Below are 18,098 nucleotides of genomic sequence, written 5' to 3'. Positions count from 1 at the left end.
ACGCCCTTTAATTTACTGCGAAGCGAAGTAGTCGGTTATGGTTCTGAAATGCACCTTTCTTTCCGACCCCCATCGCGCAATTCCTTCCAATACCGATTACAGATGCAATGGTTAAGTAGACTTCTCGTTACTGATAATCGAAGGGAATTTCATGTTTACGACACCGTTCTGGCCCGCTGCTGACTCATACCATATCCACATGATGGAGATCTCTCTGCCTGACTCACTTTCGCCCGCGGCGCTAGACCTCATCCACCAGGCTACGCGTCTTGCAGAGGCAGCCTTGGCGTTCCTGCAATGCTATTCACCTCATCATCAGCGTGAAGAGGCGGACCTGCTTCTGAACCGGCTGGGTAAAACTGTCGACATGATCGAGTACGACCAGAAGATCAAAGGCTTTACGTTATGATCGAGTTTTCAAGTGGTTTCTTACTGAGCCTTTCGCTGTGTCTTGATATTGGAATTGCCAATATCGCCATGATTACCCTTGCCATGCAACGCGGATATTTTCATGGTTTCTGGCTGGGAATGGGGACTTGTGTGGGTGACCTGGCATATGCATTACTGGCACTGGCGGGAATGGCCGTACTGCTTCAGTATGAAGCCGTACGCTGGATACTGTGGGTTGGCGGTGGCGCGATGCTCCTGTGGTTCGCCGGCAAAATGCTGATAGCCGCTTTCAGGAAGGCTTCAGAACTTAACGTGAGCGAAACTCATCAGTATCGCCCGCTACTGCGTGAATTTGGCCGGGGCGTGGTGCTTGCCATGTCTTCCCCACGGCCATTCTGTGGTTTGCGACAGTGGGCGGTGCGCTGATATCCCGGATGGGCCAGCACAGCGTTACGGCAACGTCCTGGTTTCTGAGTGGCTTTTTCATCGCCGGAATGTTCTGGACATGTGTCCTGTGCCTGGTTGGAAGTTTGGGAGGCAAACTGCTTGGTCAACGCCTGCTTAAATATTCCTACATAGCCTCGGCGTTCATATTCAGCTATTTTGCGCTTTACGTGATTGTGTCAGGGTACCGCGAGTTTATGGGGGCCTGATCTGACCTGCGATGCATAGTGATGGGGCGTTGTTCCCATCACTTTACGAAACGCATTAATGAAATGACTCTGATCGTAAAATCCCAGCATTATCGCCGCATCGAGCGGATGCAAGTTTCTACGAAGCAAGTCACGGGCATGGTGCAGACGAAGCTGCATATGATACTGCAGAGGCGGCATACCCGTATGCCGGGTGAAGAAGCGTACAAGATGGTATTTGCTCATCCCCGCCAGCTGCGCGAGCATCTCCAGCTTCGGTTTTACGCTGAGGTGATCCCGCAAGTATTCGATAACAACATTGATTTTCTGTTCATCACCACTCTGAAGTAGAGCTGGCGTCTCAAGCAGCTCACCGCAAAGTAAAATCAGTTCCTGCTCCTCGTCCATGTCCCACTCCATCCCGGCTGATGTTGCAAAACGGTACAGCGCGTTAAACAGGCGAGTGTCATTGATTATGCCTTCTCGCAGAAACAGGGGCTTCATGAGCACTATTGAAATTGTCCTCATCTGCAAGCATTTTGATCACTGTCTGGGGTATGTGCACACTGATGAATTCCACGACTTGAGTATCAAAACGCGAAGCCTGAATGGTTCCCGGATTATATAAGGTAACCTGACCGCTTTTAACATACGCGGTATTCCCTGCCAGCCAGATTTCCTCTACCCCCGTCAGGTTTGCACTGATGACATATTCATCGTGAAGATGTTTCGGAAAGCCTGAGTTATGTGCCCTGACTCGAGAACACTCTATGCCATTCCGGCTAAACCACTCAGCAGACTCTAGTGACAACGTATCTGACCTTATGCAGCAATAGTGAATAGTTATTAATGAATGATAAAACCATTTGCTGAGCACTTTTTCAACTGATGGTTTTAGAGTGCCTGAGAATAAATTATCTTCCGAGCGTAGTCTGCCAGTAATCGCACATGTCCCATTCTGACCAGACCGTGCCCGCACGGCCGGGTAAATCGAACATTTGCAAAGATGCATGTGATGCCATGGGAAGCAAATACTGTAGCAAGTAAACTAGCCGAGATATGGAGCATATCGCACGATGAAGCATCTTTTTTGCTGAAATCGAATGGGTTACATTGAATAGAGTCGGGTTTCCTAGACGGTTCCGTGCCCCATGAACCAGGCACTTTCATAAACTGCAGGGGGTTGATCCTCACAGGCACTGTGGCGGCGTTTAGCATTATAAAACTTCTCTACATTATCGAAGATGAGGCAAAAAAATGTCTACGAAACCCGCGTCTATTCATTACTTACTGAGATAATGTCCTCAAGTACTTTCAACTGACTTTGTTCAGCAGCTTTGATTGAATTATTAAATATTTCTAATTCTTTTTCACATTCAAATATGAATTTCTCACGCCTTTGCTCCCAATAATCTACCCAATCGCGAGTAATGCTTTTTACTTTCACTTCATCTCTCCTATTTGATAGATAAGCACTTAATTCCGGATTTTCAACAGCGTAATAATAAATGCGCAAGCAAAGAAAAAGGATGCAACCCAAAATGATAAATGCATTCCTTTTTCAAAGTCTGACATTACCCCGAGTAATCCTCCAAGGACTGCAATTCCCATTACACTTCCACTTTGACGGGCTGCATTGATAATTCCTGATACTATTCCACCTTGACCAAGAGGTGCTTCCGACATACCCGCAGTAACAGTCGCAGGCGCAGTAAAGGACATTCCAAATCCGACCGCTAACATTGGGATAAGGACTGTTACGTAGGAGCTTTCACTATCTACAAACCCCAACCCTAATAACCCTAATGTACCTGCCGTGAGACCAACCACCATAGGAAATCGGGGGCCTTTTTTTGCAGTAATTTTCCCGCAATAGAATGCTGTCAACGAGCACACAATTGCTTGCGGGAGCAAAGCCAGCCCTGTATCCATAGCGGAATACTTGAATATTTTTTGAAAAAACAAACTCAATACAAAAAGTTGACCGTAAAACCCAAAGTTAATGATCATTCCCACAAAAGTTGCTGCAGAGAATTTTTTTGACTTAAAAATACCTCTAGGTAGCATCGGGGAAGAAGTTGACTTTTCTATTATGATAAAAAATATTGTTAAAATAACAAACGTCAGGCTAGCAATCCCTACATCTTTACTTAACCATCCATTTTCACCAGCAGATATAAATATGAATGCCAATGATGCTAATGCAATTGCTGAGATAATCTGGCTTATAATATTCAAGCTTCGTGCTTCACCCTTCACCGAAGGCAAATATTTTATTGAAAGAAACACTCCTATTATCCCAAACGGCACATTAACCCAAAATACTGATGGCCATCCAAATGTTGATATTAAAATCCCCCAAGAACCGGGCCAGTGGCAACTGCTACACCACCAACCCCTCCCCAAACTCCGAACGCATTCGCCCGTTCACCAGGTTCGACAAAAACTTTTTGTAGAAGAGATAATGAGGTAGCTACGAGAAGCGCTGCCCCTAATCCTTGAAGTACCCGTGAGATTAATAATTCATTTAATGTGCTGGATATCGCACAACAGGCTGATGCCAAGGAAAATATGATTAATCCTATATTAAATATCTTTTTTGAGCCAAAAACATCCCCTAAACCACCTGCGCCAAGTAATAATGCTGCAAATGCTAGTGTATAGGCATCAACTGTCCATTGTAATCCACCTAAACTCGCATTTAAACTATTTCCAAGACTGTTCAAAGCAACATTTACAATAGTTGCGTCTAAACTAACCATAAAAAAACCGATACAAATAATCAATAGTACTCGTGACTTATTTGATTGAATCGATTTTTCTTCAGTTCCATTAATTATCGTTGTTACTGAGCTATTTTCAGACAAGAGATCCTCCTCCATCAACGACTACCACAGCACCCGTCATATGATTAATTTTTGAAAGAAATAGTATTAGTTCTGCAATGCTTTCAGGTGAACCATTTTATTTAAAGGCAATTTTTTACCAAGATTAATACGATCTTCTGTATTCAGATTGACAAGCATTAATGCATTCTCAAGAACTGCAGATGAAACAGCATTAACTCGAATGGGGGGCTCGTTTTAATGCTAAACCTTTTGTTAAATTCTCAATTTCCCCATTTATAGAACCTATTAAAGCAATAAATCTTGTTGGCCTTAAAGATAGTATTCCATAAACAAATGTTTAAGACCCACCTTGGCTAATTGCTATAGAGCGTGCAATTCTATAGGTACCCCAAAATTTGGTATTAAAAGCACTGTAGATACATAAATTACTTTCCGTCTATTTTATATTACTGAGTCTAGCGGCAATTCTTTCTAAAACTAAAATCCCGCGGGGGCCACATCCTACAATCGCAATTGTGAAAGGTAATTTCTTCCCGTTTGAATTTTTCCCCACCCTTTTCATACTTCTATAATATAAATAACATTTTATACTTATGTGAAATTCAAATTGAGGATGAATCTACAATAATAATTTCATACGTGCAACAAGGTTTAACAAACGCCCTACAAATAAAAACATAAATGTAACTAGGATTATTATTAGTGTTAGGAGGTTTCTTATATACAGTATTAGAAATCAATATTCACATTTCAAGTGAAATAATGATTTACAAATAACAATTAAATGTAATTTATGAAAGCTTTACCTTACATAAACTCATATTTAAAAAAATATATAGACACATATGCAGTGGCCTACCCACAGTTCAATATACATCCGTCATTTCAGCATGCTGCTGGCTATTTCGATTTAGCTAAAGCGCATGATGGCTAAAAAATCAATGATTATCTATACGGTTATTACAAGCCGTCTCCTGCGCATTGACGACGTCTAGTAAGGAACATGTTATGGAGGAAGGGGGTAAATCGCAGATCCCATAATACTTGTCGGATCGTGTCGCGCCTGGCTCGTTTCAGTTGTTGCAGGCTGGGCCATCGTATAATCAGTTCACACAACCGTAAGCTACCCCGATGTGAGAACCACTCCAGCGGCTGAGGATAATAATGCTTAAGCGTGTCGATTATACGGTTCACAAAACGGCGTTTATCTTCAACCAGTTGTATAGCCAGCAGTTACCTGAATGCCCTGAGTATTCGTTAGCGAACGTGGAGCACCTACTGGCTCGAAAGAAAAGCGGCGATCATCACGTGATTCTCGCTCAATATTTGTAACCAGTAAGCGCATACCCTGAATCGCTTAAAAGCGTAATTCTCAGGGTGCGAATGACTATACCTCGCTCAAATCAGAACGGACGCCGTTAATTTTGGGAGCTTCCAGCCGGTGTTGATGTATATGAAGCGAGGAATTTAATGGTTTTGAAAATGCTGCGCAGGCTTTACATTCGACCCGTCATGAGAGCATTTACCCAGTCGGGCCTATTATTTTCGAACGCAACTGCGGCAGCCGACTCCCAGTCATAATCAATCGCTTTGAACTCCACATTCCATTCTCCATTTTGCCGCTCCACAATTGCATAACGCGCATGTGGCGAACCACTTTCCATCACATGCGAGCGGGGCGTATCATCGTCATATGCCTGAAGCCCCACGCTGCCGGGGTTAACGATAAGGCGACCGTCAGCCAGGCGCAACTGCCGGGGAATATGCGTGTGCCCGCAAAGGATCAATGATGCGCTTCTGTCAGCCACAAGCGATAAAACACGCGCTTCGGACGACGGTCGCACACCTGTATCAGTAACGTCTTCAAGAAGATAAATGCGGTCGTCCCCTGGTACTCCATGCACCATTAATACGTCATCATTGATGGTCAGCTCTGCCGGCAGGTTTTTAAGCCAGTGCCAGTGTGGTGCGCGCAGGCGCTCAAAGGCATGCCTGTCGGACAGGCTCATGCTTGCAACATCTTGTTCAAGCAGTTGCCGTTCGTGATTTCCTCTTATAGTCGGAATATTGAGAGGCATGAGCCGGTCTGCCGTTTCTGCCGGAAATAGCCCCCCGAAACGATATCTCCCAAGTTCAGGATGAGGTCGACACTCCGAGCCTGTATGTCTGCCAGAACGGCGTTTAGCGCCGGAAGGTTCCCATGGATGTCTGAAATTACTGCCAGTTTCATACTGACTTTCCTGTGCTGTATGACTCATATGCCTGCCACTGCGGCCTGCAACCCAAAGAAGATGTATTTCAATTTCAACAGATATTAGTGAATAAGACCAAATTTACCGCTCCGGGGATATCTGTTCAGTGCCAGAAGCGGACATAGGTATAGGCTGGTACGTTAAAATAATCTATCTGATAAGCCGCAGCCCTCTCGATACAATTTTTTTGAATTCCTCACACTCGGAATGCTCACTCTTCGTGCAACATGTAATATGTTTCAGCCCCCGGCTCAACAACTGGAGTTTATGAATAGTGTCGTCAATCTCCTCTGCTCGTTTAACTAGCTGAACGCTGTCTAATGCGAGTTTGTTCTCAGAACTAAACATCGAAGCTATTTCATCGAGTGAAAACCCTGCAGCCTGCCCAAGCGCGATTAATTGCAATTTGTTGATTACATTGTCGTTGTACTGTCTTCTCAGGCCATTGCGGCCAACAGGTTTGATTAGTTCTTTCTTTTCATAATATCGCAACGCTGACGGGGTAACCCCTGTAAGATCAGCGACTTCCCTGATATCCAGTTCTTTCATTGTTGACTTCAACCTGACTTTAAGTTGCACACTGTTGTTTACGACATTACAAAGAAGGAGTGGGCGTTGGATATCATTATTTTTTTCAAAACTGTCATAACGGGCATCAGCGCAACGCTGGTCATGGATTCGTGGTCGCTGTGTCAAAAGCTCATTTTAAAAATTCCGCCGTTGAATTATGCATTGGTAGGTCGCTGGATTTTATGGCTTCCCCGGGGAAATTCAGGCATCACACCATTCTTTCAGCGCCACAGATACGTGGGGAAAATCTAACTGGCTGGATATTCCATTATCTGAGCGGAATAATTTTTGCTGTTATCCCGCTTCTGCTTAACGGAGGGGTCTGGCTTCAAGAACCTTCCCTTTTCACGGGTGTGTTGACAGGTTTGCTAACTCTGTTTGCTCCATTCTTAATTTTGCAACCCGCGTTTGGGTTTGGTTTCGCGGCTGCCCATACATCTCGCCCATGGACGGCGCGTTTGTTAAGCCTGATAACGCACCTTGCGTATGGTGTCGGGCTATATGGCATCACCGCTTTTTTGGCGTCATCACCCTGGCTTCATTGAGCAGTTTAAGTGTCAGAACACCCGCATTTGCTTTGGCACTGACTCTGTCGCGGTTCTGGTAAGCCGGGTAACAAAGAAATCGTCAACTGTGGACAATTTCATTGTCCACTTCTCGCTCAAAGCGGACCTTAGGCTGACATGTCCGCTTCGTGCCAGAAGCGAACGTTGCTAACATCAGGATGTACTAATCTGCGGGGAGCAGATCACATCAGCTACACATTAGTCCGCTTTGTGCTACGAGTTCAATTGCTCGATGCAACGCTATCTTAATCAACGGGGGAGATGAGAATCGCCTGAACGATAGGAGCTCGAAGTCATTTGACTTTTTTCACGGTCCTAAGCTATTTCAATAAGTGAAGGCCATTGCTCATAAGGTGGTTAAAATCTTTGAAAACGGCTGCGCCACGATTAGTCAACAGATTAGCTTTAGCATCGCTTCCTATGCCTATAAAAGGTAAGTTGAGATTTTGAGCCTTTTTAAATCCCATAAACCATCGCCTATGGATATTACTGATTTTTCCTCTTTACTTGGAAGATTTTTACTTACCAATCGGATAGCTTCTCGCAAGAGATTTTCGCGAGTTGTAAATTCGGAAGCGGTTACCAAATGCGCTTTTTCAGTGTCCACGTCCACTGCCTCCAATTGTTTCAAGGCACCAAAACGAAGGCTGCCGGTCGCGAAAACCATTATCCAGGAATGATCTTCTAACCAATTTAAGAAGACAGCGGCACCGGTAATCTGAGCGAAAGGCCTAGATGTAATTTCATACTACAGCGTTTTTCGATACTGGGACTCCAGCTTGGATAAATCAGCGCGACCTTCAAAACGAGCCTCTTCCCAAGCCTGTTCGAAAATAGCGCTATCCGTGTGGTGCGTATAACTGCTCCAGTCAGTTCTCAGACTGGGACGCACGGCTGATTCAAATGCACTCTGATGTTGTGCGACACTGTCAGTCAGAGTGCCATCGATATCAAATATTACGATTCCTGGAATTGCGTCAGTCATTAATTAAATCGTCCACGATAGAGGAATTTATTTGGTGACTTAAATAGCAATACCAATACATGCCTAAAAAATCGTTATTTTTAGTACTTTATTTGCATTAGTAACTAATTAAATGGATAAAACAGCCTTGCGAATCAATCTATGCTTGTCGTGAAATTAACATCCGCTCTTCGCTGCCCCGCGTCGTTGCAGTGAGCTGCTTGAGGTTAATTGCAAATTTGACACTCTTAAGCAATGAGCCTAAATTCTCATTTTAGTCGTTTATAAATAATTTCCATTTCTAGCGCTGTGACTGATTGCTTTAAGTATTCTTCGTCTTATTAAGCCGCTTGCCGGCCTGATTACATACCAGTAAGGGGTAAAGCGGCGTAGCGCATTTTTATCCAGACAATACACCCGAGTTTCCGTGGTTAATTGAGTCTGTCTTTCGCTGAGCTTCTCAACGGTAAAACTGAGAGTTAGTTTGGCAGTGCCGGGCTCACTAAATGCGAGAAAGTCGACTGCATTTGTTATGATTGATTGACCATAATCTGCTTTCCAAAATCGTCCAGCCAGGCCGAATACCAATTCTCGACCCCCTTTTTTCTCCAATAGTGTGAAATTATCCATTCCAAATACTTGGCGGAACGAAGCGGGTCGGCTCTGTATCAGGTCGAGTAACCGGATTGGTAACTCACGGACAGCTGTGGCGTATCGGAAAAGCCAATCATCCTGAGGGCAGAAATTCAGCACTGCTGCCATTATGTCTGCTTGCGGGGCCAAAATGTTCAATGAATGTCTCTCGTTAAACTGATAGACAGGCAGATATTTTTCGCTAAGACACACTCCGAACCTCCCAAATTGGTGGGCATTTTCCCTACAAGTGCTCCCGCCGTGTACCTCGCGAGACGACAAGCACCACATTGAAATGCATTCAATTGGCACTCAAACGTCGCTTGCTGGCCTCGACAAGCCTGCGTATGCGATGCTGAGTAACCCTATCCCGCATACCATTGTGCATGCAAGCTAGAATGAAAAAGATCAGGACAAATATTTATCTAAATTAAGGTGAGTATGGCACGGCCCTCTGTTGCGCGAAACTTGTGTCGTAAAGACTTTGGTAAACTTGTGTTCCTTGCTCAAAGCTGCCTGTCATGCCTGCTCGATCAACACATGATTATCTCGCCCACTTTCTATTCAGCACCGCATATCCTTAGGCGCAAAGCCGTATTTCTTGCGAAATGCGACCGACAGATGAGCCGGTGAATAACCTACCTGATAAGCCACTGACGACACGCTGGCCTCTCCGCTTGAGAGCATGTGCCATGCGGTTTCCAGTCGAAGTGTCTGAAGATAGCCATATATGCTTTGATCAAATAATCGTCTGAACCCGGTCGTGAGTTTACGCGTGTTGAGACCTACCAGAGCGCTGATTTCTGTAATAGAGGGCGGTGAATCAATCCGCTCGGCCAGCAGCGTTTTAACATCGTGCAAACGTGCGATATCACCGGTACTCAAACGTGGCATCGCGGATCCAATCGCGCCATTTTTCGCACTCAAACTGTCAAGAGTATGCGCCACAATCTCCAGTGCTTTACCTGTCATATAAAGCTGACGGGCAACGCCCTCAAGAGGGTTGGTAAAAAGCTGGGCTTTAAGTCCACACAGGCATTTTGGCGCGGCCTGTATGCGCATTTTAGATTGAGCAGAAAGATCAAGATTCATACCTGCCTCTAACCGGCTCATTGAATCCTCACACAGATACTGACTTAATGAGTTAGTGGAGAGATTAACGGCTGTGAAACGCAGGTCCGCACCCGGAAGAAAACACTGGCTGGCCTGTGCGATATCCTGATTCCAGACAGCGCACAGCGCAGGTCCCTTGATATGTAACTCATTTTGCTGGGGGAAGCGGCACAATATTTCACCGCTTTCAATGATGATGACTTTCAAGCCGAGATGAAGCTGTTCATCGTGCCAGATGGCACGTTGCGGTTTTACACTGCCGCTGGTCAGCGCAATATCGCCGTTCAGTAGTACCTGTGCACCGCTTTCTACCCGCTCCTTCATGCCACGCTGTTGTCGCTCCATCACCGTTCTCCCCGATGCGAAAAATGATATTGATAATCATTCTCACAGTAAAGGGGATCTAGATAACTGTCTATCACTTTAGGCCTTGAACATTTAATATCTAATGTTAATAACCGCATAATAATAACGGGTTACCAGTTTTAATTGGCCCAGACCTTCATCATTTCTAAGGAATTAGTTTCTACAGCTAAAGTTCTGATGATTGTTATTAATAATCTGAAAGCATAACAATAGGGCCGGCATCGATGCCATCGATCGCCATCTGATATCCCTGTTGCAGAAGCACCTGACGTATGTGCTGGCTGCATCACCATTCAAACCTGATGTGAGAGCATTCCGGCCCCTGAACGCGTGGATAGCATGCTGATAGACCGGCTGGAATGGGCCAAAGATGAGGGAATGGATCCACCGTTTGTTATTGGATTGTTCCATCACATTATCCCCTGGTATATCGATACCCCAATTGCTTGGCGGCGCAAAACCACACCTGATTACCTGCTGAACTTCCCGGATAAGCCGGGAAGTTCCCTTTTGCTTTCCACCTAAAGAAAGAGTTCCGCTAGCGAAAGTGTTGCTGATTGTTTGCCAAGTGTCTCACTGACACACTTTTAGCCGACAAATAAGTCGACACATTTTCGGAGAACACCTTGGAAAACAATAATAAAAATTGGACGCGCTGGATGACTCCTTTAACCTGCCTCGCATTGCTGGTACACGCCGGTTGTGTACAGGCGGAAGAGACGCTTACCGTTACAGCCGGTGGGGATAACGTTGCAGATAAAGGTTACGTTTCGCAAACCAGCACAACGGCAAGCCGTACCAACTCATCCATGCTGGCAACACCTCAGTCAGTTTCCGTCATTACACGGGGTGAAATGGATGATCGCAACGTCCAGAGCACGACTCAGGCGTTGCAGTACACGCCCGGCGTTTTTGCCTCAACCTCTGCCATCTCATCGCGTTTCGATTATTTCAATATTCGCGGGTTTGATTCCACGCTGAACGGTACGCTGCTGGATGGATTACGCTCCACTACCCAACAGTCCTACGTTCGCTATGAACCTTACGGATTAGAACAGCTTGATGTGCTGCGAGGACCGAACGGTTTTCTTTACGGAGCGGGCTCACCTGGCGGCATTGTAAATGGCATCAGTAAGCATCCCACGCTCAACGCCCAGCATGAAGTCGGTATTCAAACGGGCAGCCACGGTCGTATGCAGGGGCAGTTTGATACGTCAGGACCGGTCAATGAGGATAAGACATTGCTCTATCGGATCGTCGGTGTTGCACGTGACAGTAATACGCAGTTCGACAACGTACCCGATGACACCCTCTATCTGGCACCCTCACTGACGTGGCTCCCTGATGCGGATACCCGGTTTACAGTACTGGCCTCAGTGAACCGTAATAAATTCGGTCCGCCGCGTGCATTCTTGCCGCTCTATGGCTCGCTGCGCAGTAATCCCAATGGTCAGGTTGACAGCAACAGTTATCTCGATGGCACCAACCTCGACAACCACATGACGCAGACCAATCTGGGTTACGAACTGGACCACAACTTTGGCGATCGCTGGAGCTTCCACTCTGCGAGTCGCTATACCGAAACTGACCTGATGACACAAACGCTCTCCGGTACGGCGCTGGCGGCAGATATGCGGACCCTCAATCGCGCTGCCTATGAGTTTGGTATCAAGGGAAAGATCTTCGCTACAGATAACAACCTCAAAAAGGAGTGGGATGCCGGGCCGGTTCACGGCTCCAGCGTTGCCGGGTTGTCTTTTCGTCACACCGGGGAGGACTACTATCTCAACTACGGACGTGCAAGCAGCATTGATATTTATCAGCCCACCGGCAGTGGTCGCTTTCCCGCTACTACGGCGTTCACCAGCACACAGCAGAATGCCAATGAAACCGGTGTGTATCTCTCCAACAGCCTCGCGCTGTATCAGCATCTGAATGTAGATCTTTCCGCGCGTCAGGACTGGGCGTCGGTCAATACCAAAAATCGCCTCAATAACACATACACCTCGCAGGATGACCACCGCACCACCTGGCGGGCAGGCCTGAGCTGGATAACCGACAGCGGTGTGGCGCCTTATGTGAGTTATGCCACCTCATTTGCGCCGGTGCTGGGGACAAATATTTACGGTGAAACCTATAAACCCACCACCGGTAAGCAGTGGGAAGTGGGAGTGAAATACCAGCCTGAACAGATAGATGCGCTATTTACCTTAGCCTGGTTTGATTTGCAGCAGAATAACGTTCAGACCATCGATCCCAATAACTCACTGAACAAAGTCCAGACCGGTCAGATCACATCAAAAGGAATCGAGACCTCTGCGACAGCCAACCTGACGGAGCAGTGGAAACTTATCGCGAGCTACAGCTGGAATGATCTCGAAACCACAAAATCCAACGTGGCAGGTGCCCAAGGCAAAATGCCCGTCGCCATGCCGGAAAACATGGCTTCATTGTGGAGCAACTATACCGTGGCAAGCGGTCCACTGGCCTCGTTGGGCTTAGGCGCAGGTGTGCGCTATGTCGGTTCTACCTGGGCCGATACGAACAACACCATCAAGGTACCGGACTACACGCTGGTAGATGCCGCCATTCGTTACGATCTTGGTCAGGTAAATAGCCAGCTGCATGGACTGAATGTGGCGCTCAACGCGAACAATCTGTTCAACAAACATTACTGGGTGAGTTGTTCAACCACCAGCTGTAGCACCGGCTATGACCGCTCACTGAGCGCCACCCTCTCCTATCGCTGGTAAGTTATGAAGGATTTTATGAAGAGAATAAACTGGTTTTCATTGCTGATAATCATGTGCTTTGCATGGAGCACACCATCCGCCTGGGCAACAATCACCGTTACCGACATGTTGCAGCGTCAGGTCACTTTGCCGGGTCCCGCGAAACGCGTTGTGTTGGGCGAAAGCCGCCACATTATAACGCTGGCGCTACTGGAGAAAGATCCCTTTAGCAACCTTGTTGGCTGGGGCGACGATTTGCAACGCTACTCACCGGCGACCTGGGATGCGATTGCAAGGCAATATCCCGCGGCACGTAATATTCCAGTTTTGGGTACCATGAACAGTGGCACCTTTTCAATGGAAGCGACCATTGCGGCTAAACCCGATCTGGTTATTTTCACCCTCTACGGTCCGATTCCACCGGATCTCAAGGCACTCGATGCTGCGCACATTCCTTATGTGTTCGTGGATTTTTTCCGCAAACCACTGGCCAATACAGTGCCGAGCCTGAAATTACTCGGTGATGTTCTGAATGAGAAGGCAAGAGCAGATCAAATTATTGCCTTCTGGCAGCAACATATGGATGAGGTTCAAAAGCGACTGAATTCAGTCAGTACGCGTCCTTCCGTGTTCTTCCATCTTAATCCCGGTAAAGGCGACTGCTGTTTCACCTCCGGTCCCGGCAACATGAGTGATTTTATCGCGGCGGCGGGAGGCCACAATATTGGTGCCGATAAGATCAGTGCACCCATTGGCAAGCTCAACCCGGAATATGTCCTTGCGCGCAATCCTGATTTTTACCTGATGGGCGGCGGTTCAGCCGTTAGCCGAGACGGATTACAGATAGGCACTGGAGCGAGTACTCAGCAGGTTGCTCAGAGCAGCACGCACCTGCAGAAAGCGGCGGAAATAGCCAACTTGCCGGCAGTGAAAGCAGGACACACGGGGGGCGTCTGGCTGTTCTTCTTCGATAGCCCTCTCTACTTCGTCGGCATTGAAGCGATGGCAAAAATGTTCCATCCAGCACTGTTTGCCGATGTTGATCCCGACGCAACCCTACATACGGTAACCAGCGAGTGGCTCTCAGTGCCGCTAAAGGGAACATTCTGGACGGCGTTGCCGGGCAAATAAGGTAAGTGGCAGCGGTAATTACGCCGCTGCCCTAAGGACCGTTATGATTAAATCACCTTCTACAGGACTGACTTCCCAATTCACACCTTCACTCGTGGTAAACCTACTCTATGGGATGTTAATCACCGCTAGCTATCTGACACAGGCATGGCTGTTTACCCACATTATCCAGCATGCCCTCTTGTCTGATACCGGCATGAATATCGCTCTGATACTGACGTTAGTCGGTAACGTGCTGGTAAGGTCATTGCTGATTGCTATACGGTCGACACAAATCGAACAGCTGGCAGCCGACGTAAGAACCCGATTTCGTGAGCAGCTCTTTCGTCCACTTCTGGCTCCCGGATATGCGGTAATGCAAAGTCACTCCGCAGCGCAACTGCAGGCCACGTTGTTGGAAGGCGCAGAAGCCATGGAAAGCTTTTATAGTCGTTATCTGCCCGCCCTGCTTTTGGCCATCATCGGAGGAATTATTACAGTTGCTACACTGGCGAGCATTGACCTGATATCCGGCGTCATTCTTCTGCTGTTCATGGTAGCCTGTCCTGTTCTCGACGCGCTGTTTATGCGCCATCAGCGGCCGCATATTGTGGGCGTCTTTGCGGCCATGCAACAATTCGCCGATGACCTTATGGATACGCTGCGCGGTATGCTCACGTTAAAGGCGTTTAATGCCGTACCCCAATTTCGCGCACAAATGGTCGATCGCGCTGCACTCCTGCGTCATGAATCTATGTCAACTCTGCGTGTCACCATGATACGTGGCGGTTTGACACGTTTGATTTCCTTACTGGGCATCGCGGTTCTGCTGATTATCAATGCAGGGCGGGCAGTTGAAGGCAAGATTGACACGGACGTCTTACTCTTTACGCTATTTATTTCGTGGGAAGCCTTCCGCCCCATTTTACAGTTGGAAAATGTCTTCCATACATTGTGGGCTGCGCAAGCAATGCGACCTGCGGTGGAAGCGTTGGCTGCAGCGACTGCAACCCTTCATGAGCCGAACTCGCCTCACATCCCACCCGCTCACCATAATATGCACTTTGAAGCGGTGACATTCCGCTGGCCAGGCCAACAGAAGCCTCTCTTTGAAAATCTCTCTCTTCAGATCGCCGAAAATCGTCATACCGCATTTATTGGCCCTTCAGGTTCGGGAAAAAGTACCCTGATTCAGTTAATAACCCGTTTTGTCAGCCCCGAAAGCGGCGCGATATCTCTCGGTGATGTCCCCATTGACCAGCTATCCATAGCAGAGCTGCGATCGCGTATTAGCTGGGTAACACAGGACATTTTTCTTATTGCGGGTTCGCTTGGTGAAAATGTGCGCTTAGGTAGACCGGAATCAACTGATGCGGAAATCTGGCAGGTATTGCAACAGGCACAACTGGATGACTGGGTTCGGGGGCTTACACATCAGCTGGATACGAGTATTGGCGAAAATGGTGGGCTGCTGTCAGGCGGCCAACGCCAGAGACTGGCAATTGCGCGCGCCTTGTTAAAAAAATCACCCATTCTTATCCTCGATGAAGTGACTTCGAATCTGGACGTAGCCACTGAATCTGCGTTTGAGAACGTTATTGCTTCACTGCGTGGGACATGCACGCTTATTAGCATAGCGCACCGCCTGACGACGGTAGCTCAGGCCGATCATATTGTGGTGATGCAGGAAGGCAAGATTCTTGAGCAGGGCACACCTGCCCAGCTAAGCCGACTCGATGGATACTACGCTTCGATTAAGACATCCGTGGAGAGTGCTACGTGAATACAAAACATCCTTCTCTATGGCAATCGCTTATGTCGCCTTTGGCTGAGCATAAATGCCACGTGTTTATGACGTTACTTGTCGGTTTGTTGACACAATGCGGTGCCTTTACCTGCATAGTCATGGCTGGCTGGATCTGCATGAGCGTATTAAGTGGGGCAACGCCAACTACATTCATTTTTTATGGTGGGCTTCTCATCGGGTGCGTAATAATCACTGCGGTCTCTCGATGGGCATTGGCATGGTTATCACACGATTTGGCTTTTGCCCTGATTGAAACCCTGCAAATGGACATTTTTGATGGACTGGCACGTGGGACACCCGCTTATACCGGAACACAATCACTTGGTGAGGTTGCCGCAACAGCAACAAGTGATGCCGAATTTATGGAGCGTTTTTATGCGCACCTGCTGATTGATTACCTGACTGCTTTTGTTATGCCTTGCATCGCGCTGCTTATGCTGGCACTCCTTTCTCCCCTACTTTGCCTAATATTTTTACCCTGTGCCCTGATGATCATGGCAACTCCCTTACTCAACTCCGAGAGTTTAAAAATACATGGCAGTACGGCACTTAACCTGAAACAGGTGCTCAATAATCAGATCATTGAGCTAGTTCAGGGTTGGAAAGATATTCAGATGTTCGGAGCGGAACATCGTTATGCCGGAAAGCTTGAGAAGGCCAATAAACAACTTATTCGGGCACAACGTGATTATGGCAGACACGTTGGAACGGGTCAGGCATTGCTGGATGCATTGATGTCCATAACACTCATAACTCTATTAGCTGGCAGCCTCTTTATTGTTGAGCGATCAACACTTCCCATTGAGAGGTTGCCTTTAATTATCAGCATTGTGGCAGCAGCACTTTTACCGGTGCTGGAAGTTTTACATCTTGGTGGGCAATGGGAGTCTCTCAAAGTCAGCGCAGAAAGAATATTTAATCTGCAGCGTCTACCTGAGAGCGTAGAGGATTCCTCTTCAACTCTGCAACCTCATGGGTTTGGCATCCATTTTGACCGCGTCAGCTTCTGCTATCCGCAGAGTTCTATAAAGGTTCTGGAAGAGTTGAGTTTAACCATTGAACCAGGTGAGCGAGTTGCTATTGCGGGTACATCAGGAAGCGGTAAAACGACCTTAGCCCACCTACTTCTGCGATTTTATGACCCACAATCTGGCACGTTCTTTTTGGGTGAACGCAAATATTCTGATGTGAGTCTCTCAACCCTTCGCCATCACATTGCCTGGGTATCACAGGAAAGCTGGTTATTTAACGATACTATTGAGAACAACATACGACTTGGTCGCCCCGGTGCAACCATGACCCAAGTCGAATGTGCCGCTAAACTCGCACAGGCCTCCGAATTTATTGATGAGCTGCCACTCGGATATCAAACCCTCTGCAGAAATGGTGGTTCTCATTTTTCTGGCGGACAACGTCAACGCATTACTCTGGCGCGTGCGTTGATCAGCCCGGCGACGGTCATTGTAATGGATGAAACTTCAGCAGGACTGGACAGCGAAAATGAAAAGAGAATTATTGCAGCATTAGATTCTCTTTCAGGAACTCGCACGATAATTATGATCGCACATCGGTTATCAATGCTGAAAAATGCCGATCGTATCTTCCTACTGGAGCACGGGCACATAACAGAAACAGGCGATCATCTTACGCTAGTTAAGAAAAAGGCAGTTACGCAAAACTCGTGGCCTCACTTTAAACAAAGGGAAAGTTTGTTCGGGCCACAGATTACCCACTTAGCTGCTCTTGATAGGGGAGCATGAGTTTAGGTTGATGCTTAGCGGTTGAGTACTTTCTGTGACTGAATCGCCACGGATAATCTAGACACTTTAGAGCCGTTTATTGCATGTGCGCCCTTAAACGTCTAGCAAAAGCTTTAAACTCTTTACAACCACCAATCTCGCTGAGATTCAAAACATTTCATCAATGCTGTACTGCTCAATCTTAGGAGCGAGTTCTTCAAATGCAGTCATAACGCTTTAAGACATTGAGTGATTCATGTGGAATGGAAATCCACATAAATGATTGATGCCACAAGGGTTGTTGTGAGCGCAGACTGTGTAAATACCCTAACCCAAACCTGAAGTGCGCGCGTCTAAGCAAAATATGAAATTGCT

General features: G+C 47.0%; 15 protein-coding genes and 4 pseudogenes. 8 read left to right on the top strand and 11 right to left on the bottom strand.

What is annotated here, in order from left to right:
- Positions 1-151 precede the first annotated feature (151 nt).
- Together O1V66_RS05295 and O1V66_RS05290 are read left to right on the top strand one after the other, a co-directional pair.
- Positions 152-409 carry a hypothetical protein gene (locus O1V66_RS05295; RefSeq protein WP_045048148.1) on the top strand — a complete coding sequence of 86 codons (258 nt, stop codon included), beginning with the start codon at positions 152-154 and terminating at the stop codon, positions 407-409.
- A pseudogene (locus tag O1V66_RS05290) lies at positions 406-1,043 on the top strand (LysE family transporter). The gene O1V66_RS05295 and the pseudogene O1V66_RS05290 overlap by 4 nt, the downstream one beginning before the upstream one ends.
- Here the strand turns inward: O1V66_RS05290 and O1V66_RS21750 are convergent.
- The 8 genes and pseudogenes from O1V66_RS21750 to O1V66_RS05255 form a co-directional block, all read right to left on the bottom strand.
- A complete protein-coding gene (locus O1V66_RS21750) occupies positions 1,014-1,430 on the bottom strand; it encodes a helix-turn-helix transcriptional regulator (protein ID WP_330873465.1) in 417 nt (138 codons plus the stop codon). The pseudogene O1V66_RS05290 and the gene O1V66_RS21750 sit on opposite strands and share 30 nt — an antisense overlap.
- A 58-nt stretch (positions 1,431-1,488) precedes the next feature.
- Positions 1,489-2,034, bottom strand: a complete 546-nt coding sequence (locus O1V66_RS21745) for an AraC family ligand binding domain-containing protein (protein WP_330873464.1) — start codon at positions 2,032-2,034, stop codon at positions 1,489-1,491.
- 264 nt (positions 2,035-2,298) lie between these two features.
- Positions 2,299-2,469 carry a hypothetical protein gene (locus O1V66_RS05280; protein ID WP_160292253.1) on the bottom strand — a complete coding sequence of 57 codons (171 nt, stop codon included), beginning with the start codon at positions 2,467-2,469 and terminating at the stop codon, positions 2,299-2,301.
- Between the two features lie 29 nt (positions 2,470-2,498).
- Positions 2,499-3,904 (bottom strand): annotated as a pseudogene (locus tag O1V66_RS05275) (MFS transporter).
- Positions 3,905-4,909: 1,005 nt separating this feature from the next.
- Positions 4,910-5,092 (bottom strand): annotated as a pseudogene (locus O1V66_RS05270) (IS110 family transposase); the annotation flags it as partial.
- 275 nt (positions 5,093-5,367) lie between these two features.
- Positions 5,368-5,949, bottom strand: a complete 582-nt coding sequence (locus O1V66_RS05265; protein WP_269128181.1) for a metallophosphoesterase family protein — start codon at positions 5,947-5,949, stop codon at positions 5,368-5,370.
- Positions 5,925-6,101, bottom strand: coding sequence for a metallophosphoesterase family protein (locus O1V66_RS05260; RefSeq protein ID WP_269128180.1), 177 nt, complete (start codon positions 6,099-6,101; stop codon positions 5,925-5,927). Before O1V66_RS05260 ends, O1V66_RS05265 begins: the two co-directional genes overlap by 25 nt.
- A 172-nt stretch (positions 6,102-6,273) precedes the next feature.
- The gene (locus tag O1V66_RS05255) at positions 6,274-6,672 is read right to left on the bottom strand and encodes a MerR family transcriptional regulator (RefSeq protein WP_045048152.1); all 399 of its coding nucleotides are present in this window, start codon (positions 6,670-6,672) and stop codon (positions 6,274-6,276) included.
- A 123-nt stretch (positions 6,673-6,795) separates the two neighbouring features.
- Here O1V66_RS05255 and O1V66_RS05250 point away from each other — a divergent pair.
- Positions 6,796-7,238, top strand: a pseudogene (locus tag O1V66_RS05250) (DUF2938 family protein).
- A 445-nt stretch (positions 7,239-7,683) separates the two neighbouring features.
- Here O1V66_RS05250 and O1V66_RS05245 read toward each other — a convergent pair.
- From O1V66_RS05245 to O1V66_RS05235, 3 genes are all read right to left on the bottom strand, one after another.
- Positions 7,684-7,866, bottom strand: a complete 183-nt coding sequence (locus O1V66_RS05245) for a hypothetical protein (protein ID WP_241481410.1) — start codon at positions 7,864-7,866, stop codon at positions 7,684-7,686.
- A 639-nt stretch (positions 7,867-8,505) separates the two neighbouring features.
- Complete coding sequence (locus O1V66_RS05240; protein ID WP_241481411.1) at positions 8,506-8,985, bottom strand: hypothetical protein; 480 nt, start codon at positions 8,983-8,985, stop codon at positions 8,506-8,508.
- 435 nt (positions 8,986-9,420) lie between these two features.
- A complete protein-coding gene (locus tag O1V66_RS05235; RefSeq protein ID WP_045048154.1) occupies positions 9,421-10,314 on the bottom strand; it encodes a helix-turn-helix domain-containing protein in 894 nt (297 codons plus the stop codon).
- A 360-nt stretch (positions 10,315-10,674) separates the two neighbouring features.
- Between O1V66_RS05235 and O1V66_RS05230 the strand changes: the two genes are divergently transcribed.
- From O1V66_RS05230 to O1V66_RS05210, 5 genes are all read left to right on the top strand, one after another.
- Positions 10,675-10,860: a chorismate mutase family protein gene (locus O1V66_RS05230; RefSeq protein ID WP_269128179.1), complete on the top strand. Its 186-nt coding sequence runs from the start codon at positions 10,675-10,677 to the stop codon at positions 10,858-10,860.
- A gap of 134 nt (positions 10,861-10,994) precedes the next feature.
- Positions 10,995-13,088, top strand: a complete 2,094-nt coding sequence (locus O1V66_RS05225; RefSeq protein WP_082051026.1) for a TonB-dependent siderophore receptor — start codon at positions 10,995-10,997, stop codon at positions 13,086-13,088.
- A 3-nt stretch (positions 13,089-13,091) separates the two neighbouring features.
- Positions 13,092-14,198 carry an ABC transporter substrate-binding protein gene (locus O1V66_RS05220; protein ID WP_082051018.1) on the top strand — a complete coding sequence of 369 codons (1,107 nt, stop codon included), beginning with the start codon at positions 13,092-13,094 and terminating at the stop codon, positions 14,196-14,198.
- A gap of 43 nt (positions 14,199-14,241) precedes the next feature.
- Entirely contained in the window at positions 14,242-15,960 is a 1,719-nt protein-coding gene (locus tag O1V66_RS05215; protein ID WP_045048157.1) for an ABC transporter ATP-binding protein/permease, read from the top strand.
- Positions 15,957-17,744, top strand: coding sequence for an ABC transporter ATP-binding protein (locus tag O1V66_RS05210; protein ID WP_269128178.1), 1,788 nt, complete (start codon positions 15,957-15,959; stop codon positions 17,742-17,744). The genes O1V66_RS05215 and O1V66_RS05210 overlap by 4 nt, the downstream gene beginning before the upstream one ends.
- Positions 17,745-18,098: the final 354 nt, after the last annotated feature.

Origin of the sequence: Rouxiella chamberiensis, assembly GCF_026967475.1 — a bacterium.
GTDB lineage: Bacteria > Pseudomonadota > Gammaproteobacteria > Enterobacterales > Enterobacteriaceae > Rouxiella > Rouxiella chamberiensis.
Note: the sequence above shows the minus strand (reverse complement) of the source record. Positions and strands in the feature narration are given on the sequence as shown.

What these genes read in the sequence shown, in the direction of transcription:
- O1V66_RS05295 (WP_045048148.1), top strand. Translation starts at nt 152, where the DNA reads ATGTTTACGACACCGTTCTGGCCCGCTGCTGACTCATACCATATCCAC.
- O1V66_RS21750 (WP_330873465.1), bottom strand. Translation starts at nt 1,430, where the DNA reads ATGGACGAGGAGCAGGAACTGATTTTACTTTGCGGTGAGCTGCTTGAG.
- O1V66_RS21745 (WP_330873464.1), bottom strand. Translation starts at nt 2,034, where the DNA reads ATGCATCTTTGCAAATGTTCGATTTACCCGGCCGTGCGGGCACGGTCT.
- O1V66_RS05265 (WP_269128181.1), bottom strand. Translation starts at nt 5,949, where the DNA reads ATGCCTCTCAATATTCCGACTATAAGAGGAAATCACGAACGGCAACTG.
- O1V66_RS05260 (WP_269128180.1), bottom strand. Translation starts at nt 6,101, where the DNA reads ATGAAACTGGCAGTAATTTCAGACATCCATGGGAACCTTCCGGCGCTA.
- O1V66_RS05255 (WP_045048152.1), bottom strand. Translation starts at nt 6,672, where the DNA reads ATGAAAGAACTGGATATCAGGGAAGTCGCTGATCTTACAGGGGTTACC.
- O1V66_RS05240 (WP_241481411.1), bottom strand. Translation starts at nt 8,985, where the DNA reads ATGGCAGCAGTGCTGAATTTCTGCCCTCAGGATGATTGGCTTTTCCGA.
- O1V66_RS05235 (WP_045048154.1), bottom strand. Translation starts at nt 10,314, where the DNA reads ATGGAGCGACAACAGCGTGGCATGAAGGAGCGGGTAGAAAGCGGTGCA.
- O1V66_RS05230 (WP_269128179.1), top strand. Translation starts at nt 10,675, where the DNA reads ATGCTGATAGACCGGCTGGAATGGGCCAAAGATGAGGGAATGGATCCA.
- O1V66_RS05225 (WP_082051026.1), top strand. Translation starts at nt 10,995, where the DNA reads ATGACTCCTTTAACCTGCCTCGCATTGCTGGTACACGCCGGTTGTGTA.
- O1V66_RS05220 (WP_082051018.1), top strand. Translation starts at nt 13,092, where the DNA reads ATGAAGGATTTTATGAAGAGAATAAACTGGTTTTCATTGCTGATAATC.
- O1V66_RS05215 (WP_045048157.1), top strand. Translation starts at nt 14,242, where the DNA reads ATGATTAAATCACCTTCTACAGGACTGACTTCCCAATTCACACCTTCA.